Annotated in this window: 18 protein-coding genes; 10 read left to right on the top strand and 8 right to left on the bottom strand. The window is 58.8% G+C overall.

What is annotated here, in order from left to right; translation table 11 throughout:
* Window positions 1-280: 280 nt before the first annotated feature.
* A complete protein-coding gene (glnK, locus tag ACTRWH_RS12560; protein ID WP_004578958.1) occupies window positions 281-619 on the top strand; it encodes a P-II family nitrogen regulator in 339 nt (112 codons plus the stop codon).
* A 72-nt stretch (window positions 620-691) separates the two neighbouring features.
* Window positions 692-1,972 (top strand): ammonium transporter family protein, encoded by a 1,281-nt coding sequence (locus tag ACTRWH_RS12555; RefSeq protein WP_228210350.1) that lies wholly within the window; start codon window positions 692-694, stop codon window positions 1,970-1,972.
* A gap of 59 nt (window positions 1,973-2,031) precedes the next feature.
* On the opposite strand, the gene speE is transcribed toward ACTRWH_RS12555, so the two are convergent.
* Window positions 2,032-2,913, bottom strand: coding sequence for a polyamine aminopropyltransferase (gene speE, locus ACTRWH_RS12550; RefSeq protein ID WP_041332626.1), 882 nt, complete (start codon window positions 2,911-2,913; stop codon window positions 2,032-2,034).
* A 198-nt stretch (window positions 2,914-3,111) separates the two neighbouring features.
* Here speE and speA point away from each other — a divergent pair, with 198 nt between their 5' ends.
* A complete protein-coding gene (speA, locus tag ACTRWH_RS12545) occupies window positions 3,112-5,022 on the top strand; it encodes a biosynthetic arginine decarboxylase (RefSeq protein WP_085681683.1) in 1,911 nt (636 codons plus the stop codon).
* Between the two features lie 6 nt (window positions 5,023-5,028).
* On the opposite strand, the gene ACTRWH_RS12540 is transcribed toward speA, so the two are convergent.
* Entirely contained in the window at window positions 5,029-6,060 is a 1,032-nt protein-coding gene (locus ACTRWH_RS12540) for an AraC family transcriptional regulator (protein WP_036205596.1), read from the bottom strand.
* Between the two features lie 243 nt (window positions 6,061-6,303).
* On the opposite strand from ACTRWH_RS12540, the gene ACTRWH_RS12535 reads away from it, so the two are divergent.
* The 4 genes from ACTRWH_RS12535 to ACTRWH_RS12520 all read left to right on the top strand — a co-directional run bounded on the left by ACTRWH_RS12535 (window position 6,304) and on the right by ACTRWH_RS12520 (window position 10,559).
* Window positions 6,304-6,903: a sigma-70 family RNA polymerase sigma factor gene (locus tag ACTRWH_RS12535; RefSeq protein ID WP_036203098.1), complete on the top strand. Its 600-nt coding sequence runs from the start codon at window positions 6,304-6,306 to the stop codon at window positions 6,901-6,903.
* A complete protein-coding gene (locus tag ACTRWH_RS12530) occupies window positions 6,900-7,544 on the top strand; it encodes a ChrR family anti-sigma-E factor (protein WP_228210349.1) in 645 nt (214 codons plus the stop codon). The genes ACTRWH_RS12535 and ACTRWH_RS12530 overlap by 4 nt, the downstream gene beginning before the upstream one ends.
* Before the next feature lie 298 nt (window positions 7,545-7,842).
* Window positions 7,843-8,670 carry a tRNA cyclic N6-threonylcarbamoyladenosine(37) synthase TcdA gene (gene tcdA / locus ACTRWH_RS12525; protein WP_041332623.1) on the top strand — a complete coding sequence of 276 codons (828 nt, stop codon included), beginning with the start codon at window positions 7,843-7,845 and terminating at the stop codon, window positions 8,668-8,670.
* Window positions 8,671-8,699: 29 nt separating this feature from the next.
* Window positions 8,700-10,559, top strand: a complete 1,860-nt coding sequence (locus ACTRWH_RS12520; RefSeq protein WP_126810656.1) for a cation:proton antiporter — start codon at window positions 8,700-8,702, stop codon at window positions 10,557-10,559.
* A 5-nt stretch (window positions 10,560-10,564) separates the two neighbouring features.
* On the opposite strand, the gene ACTRWH_RS12515 is transcribed toward ACTRWH_RS12520, so the two are convergent.
* From ACTRWH_RS12515 to ACTRWH_RS12500, 4 genes are all read right to left on the bottom strand, one after another.
* Complete coding sequence (locus tag ACTRWH_RS12515; protein WP_036203087.1) at window positions 10,565-11,554, bottom strand: NADP-dependent oxidoreductase; 990 nt, start codon at window positions 11,552-11,554, stop codon at window positions 10,565-10,567.
* 55 nt (window positions 11,555-11,609) lie between these two features.
* Window positions 11,610-12,086, bottom strand: a complete 477-nt coding sequence (locus ACTRWH_RS12510; protein WP_036203084.1) for an acyl-CoA thioesterase — start codon at window positions 12,084-12,086, stop codon at window positions 11,610-11,612.
* Window positions 12,079-13,170, bottom strand: coding sequence for an SMP-30/gluconolactonase/LRE family protein (locus ACTRWH_RS12505; protein ID WP_228210348.1), 1,092 nt, complete (start codon window positions 13,168-13,170; stop codon window positions 12,079-12,081). Before ACTRWH_RS12505 ends, ACTRWH_RS12510 begins: the two co-directional genes overlap by 8 nt.
* A 91-nt stretch (window positions 13,171-13,261) precedes the next feature.
* Window positions 13,262-14,053 carry an alpha/beta fold hydrolase gene (locus ACTRWH_RS12500; RefSeq protein ID WP_228210347.1) on the bottom strand — a complete coding sequence of 264 codons (792 nt, stop codon included), beginning with the start codon at window positions 14,051-14,053 and terminating at the stop codon, window positions 13,262-13,264.
* 433 nt (window positions 14,054-14,486) lie between these two features.
* Here ACTRWH_RS12500 and ACTRWH_RS12495 point away from each other — a divergent pair, with 433 nt between their 5' ends.
* The 3 genes from ACTRWH_RS12495 to ACTRWH_RS12485 all read left to right on the top strand — a co-directional run bounded on the left by ACTRWH_RS12495 (window position 14,487) and on the right by ACTRWH_RS12485 (window position 17,767).
* Entirely contained in the window at window positions 14,487-15,551 is a 1,065-nt protein-coding gene (locus ACTRWH_RS12495) for an AraC family transcriptional regulator (protein ID WP_087148992.1), read from the top strand.
* Window positions 15,548-16,984 carry a cardiolipin synthase gene (gene cls / locus ACTRWH_RS12490; RefSeq protein WP_136634177.1) on the top strand — a complete coding sequence of 479 codons (1,437 nt, stop codon included), beginning with the start codon at window positions 15,548-15,550 and terminating at the stop codon, window positions 16,982-16,984. The genes ACTRWH_RS12495 and cls overlap by 4 nt, the downstream gene beginning before the upstream one ends.
* Window positions 16,985-17,092: 108 nt before the next feature.
* The gene (locus ACTRWH_RS12485; RefSeq protein ID WP_036203076.1) at window positions 17,093-17,767 is read left to right on the top strand and encodes a GntR family transcriptional regulator; all 675 of its coding nucleotides are present in this window, start codon (window positions 17,093-17,095) and stop codon (window positions 17,765-17,767) included.
* Window positions 17,768-17,779: 12 nt separating this feature from the next.
* On the opposite strand, the gene ACTRWH_RS12480 is transcribed toward ACTRWH_RS12485, so the two are convergent.
* Together ACTRWH_RS12480 and ACTRWH_RS12475 are read right to left on the bottom strand one after the other, a co-directional pair.
* Window positions 17,780-19,984, bottom strand: coding sequence for a patatin-like phospholipase family protein (locus tag ACTRWH_RS12480; protein ID WP_136634176.1), 2,205 nt, complete (start codon window positions 19,982-19,984; stop codon window positions 17,780-17,782).
* A gap of 12 nt (window positions 19,985-19,996) precedes the next feature.
* On the bottom strand, window positions 19,997-20,608 hold the full coding sequence (locus ACTRWH_RS12475; protein WP_036205590.1) for a hypothetical protein: 612 nt from the start codon (window positions 20,606-20,608) through the stop codon (window positions 19,997-19,999).
* Window positions 20,609-20,645 lie beyond the last annotated feature (37 nt).

Genomic DNA, 20,645 nt, shown 5'->3' with positions numbered 1-20,645 from the left:
TATAATGTGGCTCAGGCACCCCTAATGCTTGCACCGAGTTCGTGCATCATTATGGTTCGCCCAAGACAGACAAGCCCCGAAATGGTGCGCCCTGACGATCCATTCTGGATCAACAGACAGCCAACTGTCTGATAGTTATATTATTTTTTGCGTTGGCACACCCGATGCTAAAAGCCTTGTACGCAATCCGCACAATTGGTGTGCGAGGTGGCAGCATCCCGACCTCAACAACGGGCCGAAGAGTTCCAGATGTTGAGACGGCTTTACCAAGGAGAAAGCAATGAAACTTGTGACAGCGATCATCAAGCCTTTCAAGTTGGATGATGTCCGTGAGGCACTATCCGAGATTGGCGTACAAGGCGTAACGGTCACTGAAGTCAAAGGCTTCGGTCGCCAGAAGGGTCATACCGAACTCTACCGAGGCGCAGAATACGTGGTGGACTTCCTGCCCAAGGTCAAGGTTGAAGTTGCTATCGGCGACAACCTGCTGGATCAGGTCATCGAATCCATCACCAAGGCAGCCAACACCGGAAAGATCGGTGACGGCAAAATTTTCGTGACCGAACTGGAACAGGCGATCCGGATCCGAACCGGGGAAACCGGCGAAGAAGCGGTTTGATCAAAGCCTGATCAACCAGACAGCCAACGCAAAAAATTTATAACTTGAAAAGCCTCGTGCGGAGGGCTTCACATGGAAAGCAATCTCAATCATATTTTTGAACTCCAGTATGCGCTGGATACCTTCTACTTCCTTGTCTGCGGTGCTCTGGTCATGTGGATGGCCGCGGGCTTCTCAATGCTTGAAGCAGGCCTGGTGCGTGCCAAGAATACCACCGAGATCCTGACCAAGAACGTTTCCCTGTTTGCTGTAGCCTGTACCATGTACCTGATCTGCGGTTACGACATCATGTACGGTGGTGGGCTCTTCCTCAGCGGCGTTACCACGGTCGCTCAAATGGACGACGCGGCGATCGCCGGAGTCCTTGCCGCTTCCAACGAAGCCGGTTTTGGTGAGATGGGGGAATACGCCGGGGCTTCTGATTTCTTCTTCCAGGTTGTCTTCGTTGCAACCGCCATGTCCATCGTTTCCGGTGCCGTGGCCGAGCGCATGAAGCTCTGGGCCTTCCTGGCTTTCGCCGTTGTCATGTGTGGTTTCATCTACCCGATGCAGGGCTCCTGGACCTGGAACGGCGATGCCGTATTCGGTATCTATGAACTGAGCTACAGCGACTACGCTGGTTCCGGCATCGTACACATGGCGGGTGCCGCTGCGGCTCTGGCCGGTGTCCTGCTGCTGGGCGCCCGTAAAGGCAAGTACGGCGCGGATGGCCAGATCAAGGCCTTCCCGGGTGCCAACCTGCCGCTGGCGACTCTGGGCACCTTCATCCTGTGGATGGGCTGGTTCGGCTTCAACGGCGGTTCTACCCTCAAACTGGGCGGCATCGGTGTTGCCAACGAAGTGGCCAACGTGTTCCTGAACACCAACGCGGCCGCTGCCGGCGGCCTGATCGGTGCTCTGATTGTAGCCCGCATCATGTTCGGCAAGGCTGACCTGACCATGGCCCTGAACGGTGCATTGGCTGGCCTGGTTGCGATTACCGCTGAACCCGCCGATCCTTCGCCTCTGCTGGCGACCATTATCGGCGCCATCGGCGGCATTATCGTGGTGTTCTCAATCGTGACACTCGACAAGATGCGTATTGATGACCCGGTCGGTGCCATCTCCGTACACGGTGTGGTTGGTATCTGGGGTATCTTCGCGGTACTGCTGTCCGACGCGGACGCGACCTTCATGGGTCAGCTGGTTGGTATGCTGACCATCTTCGTCTGGGTCTTCGTGACCAGCCTGATTGTCTGGGGCGCCCTCAAGGCAATCATGGGTATTCGGGTGACCGAAGAGGAAGAGTACGAAGGTGTGGATCTGTCCGAGTGTGGCATGGAAGCCTATCCGGAGTTTGTCAGCAGCAAGTAATATGGGCTGACACTGGATCGAAAGAGGGGCGCCCACGGGCGCCCCTCTTTTTTTCCACTTTACCGCTCGCTCGACATCACCTCATCTTCCAGTGCATCCACCATGAACTGCGGCATCGCCAATGCCCCACGGTGGATGTCGGCGTTGTAATAGCGGGTCACAAACGGCCGCTGATCCGCGTCTTCCTCACGGAAGTACACCACCGGCTTTTCCTTACCCGCCATAGTGCAGCTCCACCAGCCGGTGGGATACACCGGTTGCGGGAACGGCAGGGTGCGGACGTGGTCGAAACCGGCCTTTTTCATGTCGTCGTGAATGGTTTTGATGATGGTGTTGGTGTGCAGCAGCGGTGACTCGCTTTGCTGGACGAGGATGCCACCGTCGCGCAGGGCGATCATGCAGTCGCGGTAGAAGTCGAGGGCGAACAGGCCTTCGGCGGGGCCGACCGGGTCGGTGCTGTCGATGATAATGACGTCGAGGCTTCCGGGCACCGCATCGCGTATCCACTGGATGCCATCACCAAAGAAGAAGTTGGCGCGGGGATCGGTGTTGGACTCGCAGAGTTCGGGGAAATACTGTTCTGAGAGACGAGTGACACGTTCGTCGATTTCCACCTGCCAGGCCTCTTCCACACCGGGGTGCTTGAGGACTTCTTTCAGGGTTCCACAATCACCACCACCAACGATGACCACTTTCTTCGGGTCTTTATGGGTGAACAGGGCCGGATGAGTCATCATCTCATGATAGAGGAAGTTGTCTCTGGTGGTCAGCATCACGCAGCCATCGAGCACCATCAGGTTACCGAAGGTTTCGGTTTCCCAGATTTCCAGTTTCTGGAACTCGGTTTGTTCTTCGTGCAGCTTTTTCTTTACCTGCAGGGAAAAGGCGGTTCCCTGGTCCTGGAATACTTCGGTAAACCAGCCATCGTTCAGTGCAGTCATGTCGTGTCTCCGGATGTGCGCGTTGAGCCTGTTCGTATTGAGGGTATTGTAGGTGCGTAACCACCACACCTAAAGGACTATCATTACCCCCGGGCCGTGTTTTTCGGGTGTTGTTCTTTTAGCGGGGCGGTGGAATCCATACAATGAGCGCCATAGGCCGGCCCGTTGCCGGCTGCGGACTCAGCACAGGAAAGCCCCATGAGCGAACCAACTCTCAGCGCCGCCCACAAGGTGTACAACATCGCCCACTGGAGCGATGGCTATATCGATGTAAATGCCCGTGGCGAGGTACTGATAAGACCCGACCGGGGGCACAGCGGCGAGGACATCAACCTGCCCGACCTTACCCGCTCCCTGGTCAGTGAGGGGGTTCAGCTTCCGGTGTTAATCCGTTTTACCGATATTCTCCATGATCGGGTCAACAAACTGTGTGGCGCGTTTAACAAGGTCGCTCGCGAACACGGCTACCAGGGAGGCTACACCGCCGTCTACCCGATCAAGGTCAACCAGCAGCGCCGGGTGGTTGAGGAACTGCTCTGCGCCGAACCGGCCGCCAGCGACAACCAGATTGGCCTCGAAGCCGGCAGCAAGCCAGAGTTAATGGCGGTTCTGGCACTGTCGCGCCAGCAGGAGTCGGTGATTGTCTGCAATGGCTACAAGGACCGCGAATATATCCGGCTGGCGCTGATCGGGCAGAAACTGGGGCACCGGGTGTTCATTGTGGTTGAAAAACAGTCCGAGTTGCCGCTCATCCTCGAGGAAGCGCGCCGTCTGGGAGTGACTCCGCTGATTGGTGTGCGCGCACGGCTGGCCACCATCGGCAAAGGCAACTGGCAGAACACCGGCGGTGAGAAGTCGAAATTCGGCCTGTCCGCAAGCCAGGTACTGGATGTGGTCGAAACCCTGCGCCGTGCCGAGGCCCTGGAATCCCTTCAGTTGCTGCATTTTCACCTGGGGTCGCAGATAGCCAATATCCGAGACATCCAGACCGGACTGCGCGAGTGTGCCCGTTTCTACAGTGAATTGCGCCACATGGGGGCACCGGTTGGCACGGTCGATATTGGCGGCGGGCTCGGTGTGGACTACGAGGGCACCCGTTCACGCAGCAGTTGTTCGATGAATTACAGCGTACACGAATACGCTTACAACGTGATTCATATCCTGCAATCGGAGTGCGATCGGGCGGGCATCCCCCATCCCAACCTGATCAGTGAATCCGGCCGTGCGCTGACGGCTCACCACTCGGTACTTGTGACCAATGTGATTGACCGGGAGATACCCGACAAGCGTCCGCCTGAACAACCGGTCAGTGATGCCCCGGCACCGCTGCAGGATTTGTGGCGCGACCTGGAGAGCCTGCGGGATGAGGCATCGCGCCGTTCCCTGGCTGAGATCTACCACGACGTGCTCCACGCCATGGCGGATGTCCACACCCAGTTTGCCCACGGCCTGTTGTCACTGGCGGACCGCGCACGGGCGGAAACGCTCTACACCACCTGCTGCCGGGCTCTGAGAAAACAGCTGAACTCCGCGAATCGCGCGCACCGGGAGATCATTGACGAGCTCAATGAAAAACTGGCGGAGAAGCTCTTCGTGAATTTTTCGTTGTTCCAGTCACTGCCGGACGTGTGGGGTATTGATCAGATCTTCCCGATCATGCCTGTGAACGGACTGAATCGCCCCCTCACCCGTCGTGCGGTCATCCAGGATATTACCTGTGACTCCGACGGGCGAATTGACCGGTACGTGGACGGCCAGGGCATCGAAACCACCTTCCCGCTGCCTGAAGAGGCGCCGGAAGAACCCATGCTGATGGGCTTTTTCATGACCGGTGCCTATCAAGAGATCCTCGGTGACATGCACAACCTGTTCGGCGACACTCATTCGGTGGATGTGCGACGCAATCCCGGCGGCGGCCATACCGTCAGTGAGCCAATCCATGGCGATACCGTGGCCAAGGTGCTGCAGTATGTGAACTTCGAACCCACTGCCCTGCTTCGGGCCTATCAGCAGAAATTTGCCGCCAGCGGATTGCCAGAAGACATACAGACGAGCCTGCTGGAAGAACTGGAGAATGGCCTGGGCGGCTATACCTACCTGGAAGAGTAACCCGGATCAGACCCTGCTTGCGCGCCAGGCTGAGGGTGACAGACCCTCCCACTTGCGGAAGGCACGGCCGAAATTCGACGGGTCGCTATACCCCAGGCGATAGGCAATGTCATCGATCCCGAGGTCGGTGCGCCGAAGCAACTCCAGGGAGCGCCGGTGGCGGATGTCATCAAGGATGCCCTGAAATTTCACGCCTTCGGCACTGAGCTGACGGCGCAGCGTCCTGGGTGACACACCCAGTTGCGCCGCCACGGAATCAATACCCGGAAGCCGGCCATCCCGTACCGATTCCAGCAACCGCCCCACACGCTCGGGAATCGATGTGGTCGCCTCCAGCGATCGCATTTCCTCCTGGCATTGCGCTTCCGCTACCCGACGCGCCACAGGATTGGACAGGGAAATTGGCAGTTCCAGAAATTCCTTGCGAAAACGGAGCTGATTGGCGCCGGCGTCAAACCGGATACGATTGCCGAACAGGGATTCATAGGCCTGGGCATACTCCGGTGGCGGATAATTCAGTCGACAACTTCCACCATCAAGCAGGCGGCGTCCGAACAGGAGCAAGTTCACATCCATAAGCGAGGCCAGCACGACTTCTGCATTGAACCGATGCAGATCATCCAGGGCGTGCACGATATCGAGTTGCAGCACAGCGTCGCTGCCCTCGGTAAAGAAACTCAGATTCATATACACGAATCGGATACGGAAATACTTGATCAGCACCGTAAGAGCCTGGCCAATGTTGTCACAGCTGATGGCGGCCTGTGACAGGGAACCATGGGTAGTGAACTTCAGGCGCTTGCCATATTCCAACCCCAGGGCCGGATCGTGACTCAATGCCAATGCCGAGCGACAAAGACTACTGAACTGCTCCACGGTGATGAAGTTGTCGGGGTGCCCCAACATGGCCGGACGAATATCGGCCGAGCGCAGCAACTCGGGACGCGCAGCACCCTTCTCTTCCGCCAACTGGCAAAGGATATCGGCGTAGTGGGCGCGAATAACGGGCAGATTGCCGGTCTTTCCGGGAGCATTCATGTTGGCCAAGCGTTCCTGAATAAATACCTGCAAAAGATTAGCCGTGATGATAGCGGTCGGCAATCTCCCTGCAGACGACACCGAGCGGCGGAGAAGCCAGCCAGTACAAGTGGGGAAAAAATACCGCCCAACAGATCCGTCTGCCCATCGCCCCCGTAAATATCGTGACTGACAAACCCGGGGCGAGTGCATAGAATGATGAACACAACAATGCCAAATCATGCGACTGTCAAGGAGCGTCCGGTGTCCACACTGGATCAGAAGCCAGCACGAGCCGAGGGCCGCAAGGACCCCTGGAGCCAATTGCTGGAGAAAGTGGGAAAGAACCAGGATCGGCAGGCCTACCACGCTTTGTTCGAGCACTTTGGTCCTCAGATCAAGTATTACGCCATGGCCAATGGCATGGCGAGTCACGCCGAGGAGCTGGTACAGGAGGTTTTCGTATCGATCTGGCGGCGCTCCTGCTTGTACGACTGGAGGAAGGCAGCCGCGTCGACCTGGATTTTCACCATCGCCCGTAACCAACGCATTGATATGCTGCGCAAGATGAAGCGCACGAGTGCGGAGATGCCGGTTGAAACGGAAGATCTGTGGCAAATTCCCGGCGAAAACGAAGACGAGCCGGTTACGTCGCTGCACCGCCTGATGTCTGAACGTCGCGTGCGAGAGTCCCTCAGCCACCTGCCGGAAGAACAGATTACAGTAATCGCCAAGGTCTACATGGAAAGCAAGTCACACCAGATGGTGGCGGACGAGCTCAACATACCGCTAGGTACCGTTAAAAGCCGGGTACGCCTGGCGCTGAACAAACTGAAAGTGATTTTGCAGGACCAGAACGTATGACACGGCACCATCCAGACACACTTACCCTGATGGAATTCAGTGCGGGCAACCTCAGTGAGCCCCACGCACTGTGCATTCGTCTCCATCTGGACCAGTGCCCCCATTGTCGCAGCCGTGTGGATACGCTCGACAGCCTGGGGGCCGTCATGATGGAAAGTCAGCCCCAGGTCGGTGTTTCATCGGACATGTTTGACGCTATCCTGTCACGCATAGACAGCGAGCCTGACATGACGGAGACCTACATCAGTACACAAGCCAAGCGCATGAGCCCTCTTCAAAAGTTGTTGGGCGACGATCTCAACTCGCTGCCCTGGAAACGTCAGCTCGGCGATGTCAGTGTGCTGGATATCAGCGAACGGTTTCCCGGCCAGAGCGAGCAGGTGGTGCTTCAGAAACTGGCCGCCGGTGGGAAGGCACCCGCGCATACCCACAGAGGGAGTGAAACCACGATAGTTCTTCAGGGTGCATTCTCAGACCAGAAAGGTGTGTTCAACCAGTGGGACTTCGTGGTACTCAATCAGGAAGACGAGCACAAACCTGTGGCGGTTGGCTGCGAAGACTGCATCACCATGTCGGTGCTCAGCGCACCGGTTAAATTAACCGGCACGTTCACTCGCTTATTGAACCCCTTTATACGCTGAGGCGGATGGACCGGAAACTGTACCGGCCTGGCCGAAGCCTTGGCCGAAAATGACCGGCCTTTGTCAGTTTGTGACCTTCCGGACGACACGTTGATAAACGATACTGATTACGTTGATTAGTGTCTCTGAACTAGTCCGGCCCACCCCCCGTCGGGTTGGGCACTTGCTTACAGGCCACGCTCTTGCGTGGCCTTTTTTATGCCTGCTCACTTCACCCCATGAATACGATATCCGACGACTGATTAGAGACAGCCGGCAGGGCTGGGTTACAATCGTGACTTTTCTCCGGAGATGCAGCATGACGGGTGACGACTTCCATTTCCGCTTCGGCGGTATCGAACGACTCTATGGCCGCCGGGCACTGGAGCACTTCCGTCACGCTCACATTGCCATCGTTGGATTGGGTGGCGTGGGCTCCTGGGCGGCTGAAGCCCTTGCCCGCTCCGGCGTCGGCACCTTGACGTTGATCGACATGGACGATATCTGCGTGTCCAACACCAATCGCCAGCTCCACGCGCTTAGCGGGCAATACGGGCGCACCAAGACGGACGCCATGGCAGACCGTTTGCGGTCGATCAACCCGGAGGGTGACATTCGGGTCCATTTCGGGTTCCTGAACACGAAAAACGTCGATGAACTGATTACCCCGGAGATGTCAGGGGTGGTCGATGCCATCGACAGCGTCAAAGCCAAGGCCGGGCTGATTGCACACTGTCAGCGTCGCAAGATTCCATTGGTGTGTGCTGGCGGCGCCGGCGGTCAGATGGACCCGACCCAGATCCGCGTCAGTGACCTGAGCAAAACCACACAGGATCCATTGTTGGCCAAGGTGCGTAATACACTCCGTCGGGAGTACGGGTTCTCACGCAATCCCAAACGGCGTTTCGGAATTGAAGCCGTGTACTCCCTGGAACAGCTCACGTATCCTGCAGGGGACGGTGAGGTTTGCCTACAGAAGCCTGCCACCGAAGGCCCGGTCCGTCTGGATTGCGCCTCCGGGTTTGGTGCTGCCAGCCCCGTCACCGCCAGTTTTGGTTTCTTCGCGGCGGCGCGGTTGCTGGCTCGCCTGGCGCGCAAGGCCAATTCCGACAAGACGGCAGACTTCCCTGCAGGACTACAGAATTAAACCCATACTTCAACGGAACTGACCCCATTATGACCGTCAGCACTGTCTTTCTCCTTGCCTGTATCGGTGTGCTCTCCCTGTTTTGCCAGTGGCTCGCCTGGCGGGTTCGCATGCCGGCCATCCTGTTCCTGCTGGCCGGCGGCATTGCCGCCGGGCCGCTGCTGGGATTTCTGGACCCCGAAATCGTGTTTGGAGACCTGCTGTTCCCGGTCATCTCCCTGGCCGTTGCCATTATCCTGTTTGAAGGCAGCCTGACGCTCCGCTACGACGAAATACGTGGCCATGGCAAGATGGTTCGCAATCTGATTCCCGTCGGCTCCATTGTCACCTGCATCATTGGCACCCTGGCCGCCCGCTGGATCCTTGATGTGTCATGGGAGGTGGCCCTCCTGTTTGGCGCCATATCCATCGTCACCGGCCCTACCGTCATCGCCCCTCTGCTCCGATCCGTGCGACCGGACGCAAAACTGGCCAACATTCTGCGCTGGGAGGGCATCATCATCGACCCAGTGGGCGCCCTGCTGGCGGTGCTGGTCTTCGAGGGCATTGTGTCCTGGGGCCAGGGCAACGTGTTCAGCCACTCGCTGTATATTTTTGGCAAGACCCTGGCAGTGGGTTTCCTGATTGGCGCTGTAGCGGGCTGGCTGAACGGCATTGCGTTGCGCAAGCACCTGCTGCCGCAATACCTGCACAACGCCGGCACCCTGACGTTCATGCTCGGGGTCTATGCCCTGTCGAATGAAATGGCCCACGAGTCCGGCCTGCTGACGGTCACTGTGATGGGCATCTGGATGGCCAACATGAAGCAGGTCCCCATCGACAGCATCCTGGAGTTCAAGGAATCCCTGAGCGTGCTGCTGATTTCCGCTCTCTTTATTATCCTGGCAGCACGGGTGGAGTTCGAAGCCATCGCTCAACTGGGCTGGGGGCTGGTGGCCGTGTTGGCGTTGCTGATGCTGGTTGCACGCCCGGCAAGCATCTTCCTGTCGGCCATTGGCACCAGTCTCAACTGGCGCGACAAACTGTTCCTGAGCTGGATCGCCCCCCGAGGCATTGTAGCCGCTGCCGTATCCGCCCTGTTTGCGTTTCAGTTGCAGAAACTGGGCTACGAAAGCGCCGGAGCCCTGGTGCCACTGATATTCATGCTGATCATCGCCACCGTCACCCTGCAGAGTCTTACCGCGAGACCTCTGGCGAGGCTTCTGAAGGTCGCCGAGCCGGCGGAATACGGCTTCCTGATTCTCGGTGCCAACCCGGTGGCCCGAAAAATCGGCCTGGCACTGAAAAAGCTGGAGGTCCCCGTTACCCTGGCGGACACCAACTGGGAGAACGTCAAACAGGCGCGCATGGAAAACCTCCAGGTGTATTTCGGCAACCCCGTGTCGGAGCATGCATCGACCCACCTGGATCTCACCGGCATTGGCAACCTGCTGGTTATTTCCCCTTACAAGCACATGAATTCCCTGGCCACCTACCACTTCCTGGACTGGTTCGGAAAAGACTCAGTGCTAACCCTGGCCGAAGGGGATCAGGACCAGAAGGCCCGGCACCAGACCGCCGAGAAAATACAGCTTACGAGAGGACTCTTCGACGGAGTGAGCTACGCCAAGCTGGCCAGTTTGGCCAGCCAGGGGTATACGGTGAAGACCACCCAGCTCAGTGACGAATTTACGTTCGAGGATTTCCTGGACAAGTACGACCGTCAGGCCATGGTGCTGTTCGTGGTGAACACGCGCGAACACATCACGCCGGTCAAGAGCATGGAGGCCATCAAGCCCGAGAAAGACTGGACATTGGTAAGCCTGGTGCCACCCCAGGCGAGGAAGGAACGCAAGGAGCGGGATACCGGGGAGTCACCGGAACAGCCACCGGAACCCGCTCCAACCTGAGCGTATCAGCGGGCCCCGCAGTCCAGGACCAGTTTACCCCGAACGTGCCCACCCTCCAGCAAGCGGTGGGCATCAGCGACCTGATCCAGCGGGAAGGCCTTGTCGATATGGACACGCACCTCGCCGTCCTCGATCAGTTCGGCGATCTCATCGAGATGAAACACATCGGGGCGGACGGTCATGCCATGGGCTCTCAACCCAAGGGACTCAGCCGCGGTTATGATCTCATCTGCCGTCACGGTGGGAATCGTGACCAGTACGCCGTGCTCACTCAGGGTGTGCAGGGAACGCTTGCCCGCTTCGCCGCCGACCAGATCCAGCACCACGTCCAGACCATAGCACTCGTCTACAACGTCGGTGGTGTGGTAATCAATCACCTCATGGACGCCAAAAGCCGCCAGGAAATCGCGATTACTGGCTGAAGCAGTGGCGATCACATGGGCGCCCCGTTCAAGCGCAAACTGCACGGCGAAATGCCCGACTCCGCCAGCACCGGCGTGAATCAGCACTTTCTGACCAGCCTCCAGTTCCGCCACTTCGAACAATGCCTGCCAGGCGGTCAACGCGGCCAGCGGCAAAGCGCCGGCAGTCATCAGGTCCAGTTCCTCGGGCACAATGGCCAACTCGTCGGCGCGAGCCACTGCGTATTGGGAATAACCTCCTCCGCCAGCCGGGAAGCCCACCATGCCCATCACCCGATCGCCTGGCGCCAACGTCGTCACGTCAGCACCAACCGCAATCACCTCGCCCGAAACATCGTAGCCGGGCGTCCATGGCAGGTGGTCTTCAATCTGCCGGGCGGCAAATCCCAGGCCTTTCCGCGTCTTCCAGTCGATGGGGTTCAACCCCGCGCCCGCCACCCTGAGCAAAACTTCCTCGGCGCCCGGTTCGGGAATGGTGGAACTTTCGATCCGCAGTACGTCAGTATCGCCAAAGTGGTCATAGACCACGTGACGCATGGCATGACCAGAATTCGGATCAACGGTGTTTTCCATGGGGCTCTCCAGACAGCTTCGGGGACAGGATCATTTGTTCAGACTAGCAGAATCCTCAAGGTGTGGTATCAAAGCCGCGACCACCGGGCACCATCGCTCCACCGAGGATGTCGGCGTATTCCGCAGGCATCCGCGAGGGCCTCTGGCTCTTCATGTTGACACAGGCATGGGTGGATACCGCGCGCACCAGGGTCTTGCCATCGGATTCACGCACCAGTTGGAATTGCCGCGCCGAGCGAAAGCGTCCATCAAACCCGGTCAGCCAGGTGCCCAGCACCAGCCGGTCGCCGGCATTGGCGGACGCCAGGTAATCGATTTCAGTACGGGTAATGGCCATGGCTTTGCCGGTTTTTTCATGCAGCTCCCAGGTCATGCCGAGGCTGTCGATGTGCTGCCAGCTGATATCTTCAAGCCAGCGCACGTACACCACGTTATTGGCGTGCCCGAGCCTGTCAGTGTCCGCGTCCCGGACGTCGATGGTCATGGTGAATGGTTCGGGAAGATCCCAGTTCACCGGATCAAACTCACTCATTGTCGCTGTCTCCCAACCCCGGAATAGCCGACAAGGCTAGCCGGCCGATGCGGTCGTTGTGAAGTGAACCAAAGTAGAGGTGACCGTCATGGGGGTTGACCGACGTGATCTCCTGCAGATGGATACCCTTGGTGTCGTGAAGACTGGTAATCACGCTGCCGTCCGCGTCCATGGCCACTACCAGCCCGTATTCCTGGGGCTTCGGCTTGAAATAGTCTGGCAGCTTGGCCAGCAGGTCTTTCAGCCATGGCTGCCGATGCAGGGCATCCACCTGGGCATTCCGGAGCGTGGGAAACGCAACCCAGTAGCGACCCTCGTGGTCGACCGCCAGGTTGTCGGGGAACCCGGGCAGGTTGTCGGCGAACACTTCCGCCTGTCCGGGATAGCGGCCACCAATCCAGTACTTGAGGATTCGATACTTCCAGGTTTCATTCACCAACAGGTACTCGCCGTCCGGCGACACCGCCACGCCGTTGGCAAAATGCAGGTTGCTGAGCAACACCTCGGTTTTACCGGTGGCCGGATCATAACGAAGCAGGCGACCGTGAGGGCGCATCTCAAGCAAATCCAGCTGATACTCAGGCTGACGGAATCGCGAACTGGCATCCGTAAAGTAGATGCGGCCGTCCGGGGCAATATCCACATCGTCGGTGAAACGGAATGGCAAGCCTTCTGCCTCTCGGGTCAGTACGGTGACGGTCTTGTCCGGCGCTATGGAGAGAAGCCCCTTCCAGGCATCCGCCACGATGAGATTGCCGTGGCGATCAAACACCATCCCCAACGGCCGGCCTCCGGTTTCCAGCCACTTCTCCGTCTGGCCATCCGGTTTGACCCGGACGATCCAGCCATCCTGCGTGCCAGTGTAGAGAATACCGTCGTCATCCACCGTGGTGTCTTCAGGGCCGTACACCTCTCCCCTGGCCAGCAGGTCTGCCAGTCTCAGGCGTTCGTTGGGCGCCAGCTTACCGGTCAATGGCTGCGGCGAAGGGGCGTTCCAGGCCTGGCTATTAATGGGAGATGGCGACAACAGGAAGCCCCCCAGCACCAAAAAACCAATCAGCAATGCGCCCAGAAGCCACTTCATAGAGGATGCCTGTTCCTGTCAGATACGATTCCGTAACCTTATCAGACACCCGCCAGCGGCTAAACTGGCAGGTACCCGCCGCTACCAGGCGCTAATCCGTGAGAAAACGACGACACAGTGCCGCAAAGCTGTCGGGTTTCTCTGCGTGCAACCAGTGCCCTGTGCCGTTGATGATTCGCAAATCCGCTGCGGGAAAGCGCTGACGGATGTCGTCGCGGTGTTTCTCCTGGATATAGGCCGAATCGGCCCCCTTGATAAACAATACCGGACCTTCAAACGGCCCGCCCCCCTCCGGTGCCTGCGCAAGGCGGGGATAACATTGCTCTATCACCGGCAGGTTCAGCCGCCAGCGGTACGGTCCGGGATGCTGGCCTTGTTCGTCATCCCCCACCCGCACCAGGTTCTTCAGCAGGAACTGCCTGACACCAAGCTCCTCTACATGGTCTGCCAGCACCCTGTCGGCATCCTGTCGCGTGCGGATAGAGCCCAGATCCACTGAGGTCAGCCCCTCCAGCACCGCATCATGACGGGGTTTATAGGTCACAGGTGCGATATCCGCCACGATAATTCGCTCAACCCGGCCCGGAGCTTGCAATGCCACCTGCATCGCGGTCTTTCCGCCCATGGAGTGCCCCAGAATAGACGCCTTTTCCAGCCCCTGAGCATCCATGTAAGCCAACACATCGTCGGCCATAGCCGGGTAATCCATGGTGTCGGTATGGGGGGAAGCGCCGTGATTGCGCTGATCCAGAGCATGAATCTGCCACTGGTCCTGCAGGCGACGGGTGATGCCTCCCAGATTTTCCAGCGAGCCAAACAGGCCATGGAGAAGGATCAATGGCGGGCCTTCGCCGGTAATGCGGTAATTGAGTTCAACACTCATGGTCATGACCTCCTGGAGTCGCCGGACAGGTTCGTGTGAGAACGGGCTGCTATCGTTAAGCCGACTACATTACCATCGAATGTTATTGGAACAAGGGCAAGCCGCAGGCTTACCCGACAACCGGTCAGATAATTCAGGCAAAAAAAAGCCGGGGTCTCCCCCGGCTCAGGTCATAAACGTTTGCTGAAACTGATTAGCAGTAGTACATGCTGTTCAGGTACTCAGCCAAAGCGGCAATATTGGAGCGCTCCAGCTCGTTATGGGGCACAAAAATTTCCAGTTCCATGAAAACACCTCCAATCCAGATGTGCGAGTGAGAATCCTCGATGACTTAATGCTATCGTTGTTAGGACAATAAACCGTTGACAGGTTGTCCCACAGGTTTGACATTTTGTATCAGCACCGATGAATTCCTGTTAACCCTCAATCATAGGTGACCGTGAACTCACCCCAGGCAAAAGCCACCACATCGCCACTGGTTGCAGCCTCGAGCACGCTGGCCCTGGTTCATTACCTGGACCGCCAGGGCGTGCTGGACATCCCCACCGTTGAGCGGATCGCCGGGTTCAACAAAAACGAGCTGGCAGACCCGGACCTGCGCATTCCGGCCGAGCGCCATTACCGCCTGTGGGAACACGCTGAAAAGGTCACCGGAGACCCTGCCGTTGGCCTCCATGCCGGCCAGGTGGTCGATCCTGACCGAATGGGCCTGGTCGGCCACGTGTTTTTCAATTGCGACACTCTCGGCGAGGCCGTTACCCAGTATGTTCGCCTGCACCGGTTGATTAACGAATCGGTGATCCTGAGTTTTGAACAAACCGGCGAGCAGGCCATCCTGACCTGGCAGGCGGACACCCCCGGGCACTACTGTCGCCAGGATATGGACCGGACGCTGGCGGCGGCTCTATGCCGCACCCGGCATTTCATCCACCCATCCATCGTTGCCGAGTGGGCCGAGATCGCCCACCCGAAACCGGGCTATGCCGATGAATACCAGCGATTACTGGGTGGCCCGGTGTTTTTTGGCTGTGGTGCAACTCGCCTGGCCTTCAGTAGCCACCACCTGAGCCATCCGATTCCCCATCGCAACCCCTACGTTTATTCCGCCGTGCTGAAGCAGGTCAACGCAGTGCTGGCCCGGCTGCAAAGCAGGCGTACCTTCGGCCGCAAGATCCGGCGACTGATTTCACGCCAGATGTCCACCGATCGCATCGACGCCGACACACTGGCGAAACAGTGCCATATGAGCCGACAAACCCTGTATCGACGGTTAAAGAAAGAAGGGCTTGGATTTCACGAGCTGGTGGAGGAAGTCCGCAAGGACAAAGCCATGCGCTACGTGGCGTCGGACCACTACGCATTGGGCGAAATCGCTTTCCTGCTGGGTTTTTCCGAGCTCAGCGCCTTCAGCCGCGCGTTCAAGCGCTGGACCGGGATGGCACCGGCCCAGTACCGCGCCCGCCACCTGAACATCGACAATGGAGACGCGCCGGAATGAGTATCGCTGACGTGCCCTGGCTGCCCCTCGCACTGGCCCTGATCTACCTGGCCGCGGCTGCCTGCATCTATCGGATACTGATGACCTACCGCGTGGCACAGGGAGCCATCGCCTGGATTCTGGCACTGATCGGCCTGCCCTATGTCGCCGTTCCCATGTTCCTGTTGTTCGGACGCAACCGGTTCGGCGGCTATATCAGGGCCAGACGCACCGGCGACGCCGCGCTGACGGAACTGCTCAACCATTTCGAACAGCAGACGGCAGCGGTCAGCAAACGCAACGATGAACATGTTCCGGACGAACTCCAGGTCCTCTGCAAGCTGGGCCGACAGCCGTTTACCACCGGGAATCGATGCGACCTCCTCAAGAATGGGGAAGCCACCTTTGAGGCGCTGTTCGATGCCATGGAAAACGCCCGACACTACATTCTCCTGGAGTTCTACATTGTTCGCTCCGACAAGGTCGGCCAACGCATCAAGTCGATCCTGAAACGCAAGCTGGCCCAGGGCGTTCAGGTCTGGTTCCTCTATGACGACATTGGCAGTGTCTGGCTACCGCGGAAGTACCTCCGGGAACTGGCCGCCGCCGGTGCAAAGGTTGCCTCGTTCGGAGACGGCAATTTTCGTCGCATGCGCCTGCAGGTCAACTTCCGCAATCATCGGAAACTGCTGGTCTGTGATGGTGAGGTCGGATTTGTCGGAGGCATCAACCTCGGCGACGAGTATCTGGGCACTGCCATGGACGAGGAGCCCTGGCGTGACAGCCACTGCCGCATTACCGGCCCGGCGGTGACCGGGCTGCAACTGGCCTGGCTCGAGGACTGGAACTGGGCCAGTGAGGACTTCCCGACGCTCAACTGGACGCCTTCCCAACCGACGCCTGGCAACCAGGAAGTTCTGATTCTGCCCACCGGCCCGGCGGATACCTACGAAACCTGCACGCTGTTTTTCCTCAATTGCATCAACAATGCCCGTACGCGGATCTGGATCGCCTCACCGTATTTCGTGCCCGACGTTCAGATCATGAACGCCCTGCAACTGGCGGCCCTGCGGGGTGTGGACGTGCGAATCATTATCCCCGAGAAATCTGACAGCCGGCTGATCCGACTGGCTGCGTACTCATACCTGGTACAGGCATGCCGCGCCGGCATTGGCATCTATCGCTACCAGCCGGGCTTCATGCATCAGAAAGTCGTATTGGTGGATGACCGCTACGCGGCCATCGGCACCGCCAACCTGGACAACCGCTCGATGCGACTGAACTTCGAGATAACCGCCATCAGTACCGCCGTTGAGTTTGTGAGCGGCATTGAACATCTGCTGGAACAGGATCTCACCACCAGTCGACTGATGACGGAACGGGATTACCGGGACCGTTCTGTGGCCTTCCGGTTGACGTGCCGCACCATACGGTTGCTTGGCCCCCTGCTCTGAAACCCTCCACCAGGGCCTGGCCCGTTTTGGTGTGCCCATTTTCCATACGCAAAGAATGTGAGAGTATTCCAGAACCATTGAGCCAGCATGCTGTAACGAAGCAGGACCATGACCACATTCAAGCCTCGCGAAACCCTGACCGAACAGGTCGCCCGTCACATCGAAAACCTCATCGCTTTCGGTCAGCTTCGCTCCGGCGAACGCATCTACGAAAGCGCCATGGCAAAGCAAATGGACGTAAGCCACGGGTCGATCCGCGAAGGCTTGCTGCTGCTTGAAAAACGCCATCTGGTACAGAACGTGCCCCGCAAGGGCGCATTCGTTACGCCGCTGGACGACTATTTTGTACGCAGCCTGTACGAAGTGCTGCAACTGTACCTGACCCATACCGGTCGCAAGCTGGTGCGGCAGTGGCAGGCAGCCGACATGGACAAACTCGAATCCCTCTACCAGCGTATGAAAGGCTGCCATGACAATAACGACCTGCTGGCGTTTCTGGAGCTGGGCATAGAGTACACTCAGGCCTCACTGGCCTATGCCGACAACTATTTCATCATTTCCGCCATTGAGGATCTGTGGCCATCGGCAAAACGTTGCGCCTTTGTGGCGTTCCAGCGTGGTGGCAACCGGGTGCTGGAAGACAACCTGGCCCATGTGCGGGAATCGATCGGTGCGATCAAGGAACGGGACGAGGAACGTCTTGCGGCCATTCTGGCCGGGTACGCGGAACAACAGTGTCAGCAGGTGCTTGACGCTATTCACAGCGCATCGGCTACGGCTTGAGCAACGGGCGGCTCATTCAAACAACCGGGTAAACGAAAAGCCGACGTTGAGGTAGGCACTCCAGTCATCCCGGTTGTTGTAGGCCGTGGCAATCTGCACCGGTCCCAGAAAGGTTTCAACGCCGGCAAACAGGCTCCCAGAGCGCAACAGGTTGTTCCAGCGGGCCTCCCCCAGCGAGGACCAGGCGTTACCAGTCTCGAACCCGGCTCCGGCAAACCAGGGCACAAACGGCCCGCCAAATTCCTGCCGGACAAAGACGCCTGCCAGAGCCGCATCCTCTCCCGCCACTTCGCCCTGGCTGTATGCCGATAGCCGGTGAAAGCCGCCCAGCAGTACTGAATTCTCGATGCCGGCCACGCCCTTGGTGACCGCGTTGGCATACAACAGGCCGGTGATACTCGCCCGTCTCCAGCTTGCGGTGCCCAGGGCCATGACGGTGACCGAATCAAAATGACGGTCGGACCCAAGGCCTGGGCGCTCGAACCGGCCACGAATGCCGGCGAACCCGCCGGACTCCGGCAGGAAGGTATCGTCGAGGGAGTCGTGAACAAGCTGGAGCCGGAGACTGCCACTCTGGATGGAGCCGGAGGGCGCCATCGGTGCGCCGATCTGCTCGTCGACGGTGGCGTAGCCCCGCACATACTCAAGACGCACCTCTCCGTTTACACCCAGTTCGGTACCCAGGGCCAGATCCACCTGGCGATTGGTGATATCCACTTCGGTTATGCGCTCGCCTTCGCCATCGAACGCACTCAGGCTTTCACGGGAATAGGCACCGCCCAGCGTGAGGAATCTTTCGAAACCATAGTCCAGTGGCTGGAACCATTCGGTTCGAACCCGGGGCTGGGTGCCCAACTGAAGCCCGGTCGTCCACTCACCGCCCAGGGCATTCAGCCCCGTCATCCGCAACGACGTGGCGACATTAAACCGGGTATCGTTCTCGAAATTGTCTTCGTAGTTCAGGCCAAAGGACAGGTAGTTCGGTCCCCAGCTTTTCTCGCGAACCCGAATAACCAGGTCCGTGCCGGGGCCGTCGGTCGGCACCAGCGAATAGGAAACGGTTTCATAGTAGCCAAGACCGTAAATACGCTTGAGATCCTCCTCCAGTGCATCCACATCCAGAGGCTCACCCGTCTGCTGGCGTATGCGCTCACGAAGGAAATCCCCCGCCAGGCGAGAACGGTCGTCAATGCGAATATCGGTGATAACGCCCGGGTTGAAGGAGTGCGCCTTCAGGCGACCGCGAAATCGATCCCACTCATCATCACTGACGCTCAGATGACGAAGTTCCCCTGCGTGACCACGAGCACTGCTGGCGCCCAGCTCAAACAGCGCCGGAGCCTCATAGAAATCTGCTGAGGACAAGCCCTGCAGATCCGGTCGCATCAGGATGTCCTGATCATCCAGCAACTTGAGCTGCCGCTCGGTGTTTTGCCGCGTCATCATGGTGGTCAACTGACCAACCACAGAGAACGCCTCGCGTATGTCCTCCCGCTCCAACAGGGGATCGGTGATGTCCACGGCAATGACAATGTCGGCCCCAAGCTCATGGGCCACGCTGACCGGCAGGTTATTGGCCACACCTCCATCCACCAGCAAACGCCCATTCAGTGTGACCGGCGCATAGACGCCGGGAATACTCATGCTGGCGCGGATCGCTTCCGACAGGTTGCCACTGCCGATCACCACTTCCTCGCCGGTTTCCAGGTCCGTGGCGACGGCCCTGAACGGGATGGCCAGTTCATCAAAATCTTCAACCAGGGCTGCATCACGGGTGAGCTCATTGAGGATAAAACCGAGGTTCTGACCGGCGATGATACCGCCCCCCAAATGCAGGCCGTCCATGCGCACACCGATGCCGGGCGAGACCGGGTAGCGCCAGTCCTGACGCTTGCGCCTGACAGGCTTGTAGGCACGGCCCGGGTCGTCACGAAAACTGGACACCCAGTCCATCTCGATAAAGCGCTCTTCAATCTCCTGGACCTCCATACCAGAGGCATAGAGTGCCCCAACCGCGGAGCCGGCACTGGTGCCCACCACAATGTCCACGGGCACCTTCAATTCTTCCAGCACTCGCAGCACACCCACATGGGCCATGCCCTTGGCCCCTCCGCCGCTTAGCACCAGGCCCACTTTCGGCCGCCCTACGTCGGCCATAAGGGGCATAGCTGCGAGCACGGCAAGCAGGAGGGCGGTCAATCTGGCTGTTAACATCATCCCGTCCGACTGTCAGGCATCGTCTGTGGGATCCTCGTCCGCCAGGGACAGGTGAGAGACATCAGGTACAACCGGTGGTGGAACCTCACGCTTCACGCCCAGGTCACTGCCCGGAGGCGCCAGTGTCCAGTCGTCCAAATGCTGGAACATGGGAGCGGGAGCCTCCCGGTGTTCCTCAAGCGTGACGCCAACGGGGTCAAGTGTCAGCCCGGACCCGGAAAGAATGCTGTCGACTTTATCGCCCGCCACTGGCAAGCGGTCGCCCGGCTCCACGGCAACGGCGCTCCCGGACCCGGCATCAGTACCCGCTGCCCCTGCTGGGGGCGTTGCAGGGGCAGGTTTTGGCTCAGCCTGTGGTTGAGCGGCGGGCGCCGCGCGCTCGGCTGCAGAGGCAACGGCGCCCTCCATGGGCTGCACATAAGCCACCATGCCGTGCTTTTGCAGCACCGCGCGGTACTTTTCCGCCTGGACTTCCTCCAGTTTGTTGCGGATAACGACTGGCTGACCGCTGAACATACGCTCAATCTGGTCCACCGTTGCCTTGAACAGGGTTCTGGCATTACTGCGGGCGGTTGCCGGGTCGGTTCCCGGTGTGCATTCACCTTTGAAGACGAGTTGGAACATCATCCTGCCTCTATGCGCTTCTGTTTTTATCCATAGT

The sequence above is a fragment of the Marinobacter sp. G5_S1_61_S3 genome (assembly GCF_054968585.1).
Note: the sequence above shows the minus strand (reverse complement) of the source record. Positions and strands in the feature narration are given on the sequence as shown.

What these genes read in the sequence shown, in the direction of transcription:
- glnK (WP_004578958.1), top strand. Translation starts at nt 281, where the DNA reads ATGAAACTTGTGACAGCGATCATCAAGCCTTTCAAGTTGGATGATGTC.
- ACTRWH_RS12555 (WP_228210350.1), top strand. Translation starts at nt 692, where the DNA reads ATGGAAAGCAATCTCAATCATATTTTTGAACTCCAGTATGCGCTGGAT.
- speE (WP_041332626.1), bottom strand. Translation starts at nt 2,913, where the DNA reads ATGACTGCACTGAACGATGGCTGGTTTACCGAAGTATTCCAGGACCAG.
- speA (WP_085681683.1), top strand. Translation starts at nt 3,112, where the DNA reads ATGAGCGAACCAACTCTCAGCGCCGCCCACAAGGTGTACAACATCGCC.
- ACTRWH_RS12540 (WP_036205596.1), bottom strand. Translation starts at nt 6,060, where the DNA reads ATGAATGCTCCCGGAAAGACCGGCAATCTGCCCGTTATTCGCGCCCAC.
- ACTRWH_RS12530 (WP_228210349.1), top strand. Translation starts at nt 6,900, where the DNA reads ATGACACGGCACCATCCAGACACACTTACCCTGATGGAATTCAGTGCG.
- tcdA (WP_041332623.1), top strand. Translation starts at nt 7,843, where the DNA reads ATGACGGGTGACGACTTCCATTTCCGCTTCGGCGGTATCGAACGACTC.
- ACTRWH_RS12520 (WP_126810656.1), top strand. Translation starts at nt 8,700, where the DNA reads ATGACCGTCAGCACTGTCTTTCTCCTTGCCTGTATCGGTGTGCTCTCC.
- ACTRWH_RS12515 (WP_036203087.1), bottom strand. Translation starts at nt 11,554, where the DNA reads ATGGAAAACACCGTTGATCCGAATTCTGGTCATGCCATGCGTCACGTG.
- ACTRWH_RS12510 (WP_036203084.1), bottom strand. Translation starts at nt 12,086, where the DNA reads ATGAGTGAGTTTGATCCGGTGAACTGGGATCTTCCCGAACCATTCACC.
- ACTRWH_RS12505 (WP_228210348.1), bottom strand. Translation starts at nt 13,170, where the DNA reads ATGAAGTGGCTTCTGGGCGCATTGCTGATTGGTTTTTTGGTGCTGGGG.
- ACTRWH_RS12500 (WP_228210347.1), bottom strand. Translation starts at nt 14,053, where the DNA reads ATGAGTGTTGAACTCAATTACCGCATTACCGGCGAAGGCCCGCCATTG.
- cls (WP_136634177.1), top strand. Translation starts at nt 15,548, where the DNA reads ATGAGTATCGCTGACGTGCCCTGGCTGCCCCTCGCACTGGCCCTGATC.
- ACTRWH_RS12485 (WP_036203076.1), top strand. Translation starts at nt 17,093, where the DNA reads ATGACCACATTCAAGCCTCGCGAAACCCTGACCGAACAGGTCGCCCGT.
- ACTRWH_RS12480 (WP_136634176.1), bottom strand. Translation starts at nt 19,984, where the DNA reads ATGATGTTAACAGCCAGATTGACCGCCCTCCTGCTTGCCGTGCTCGCA.
- ACTRWH_RS12475 (WP_036205590.1), bottom strand. Translation starts at nt 20,608, where the DNA reads ATGTTCCAACTCGTCTTCAAAGGTGAATGCACACCGGGAACCGACCCG.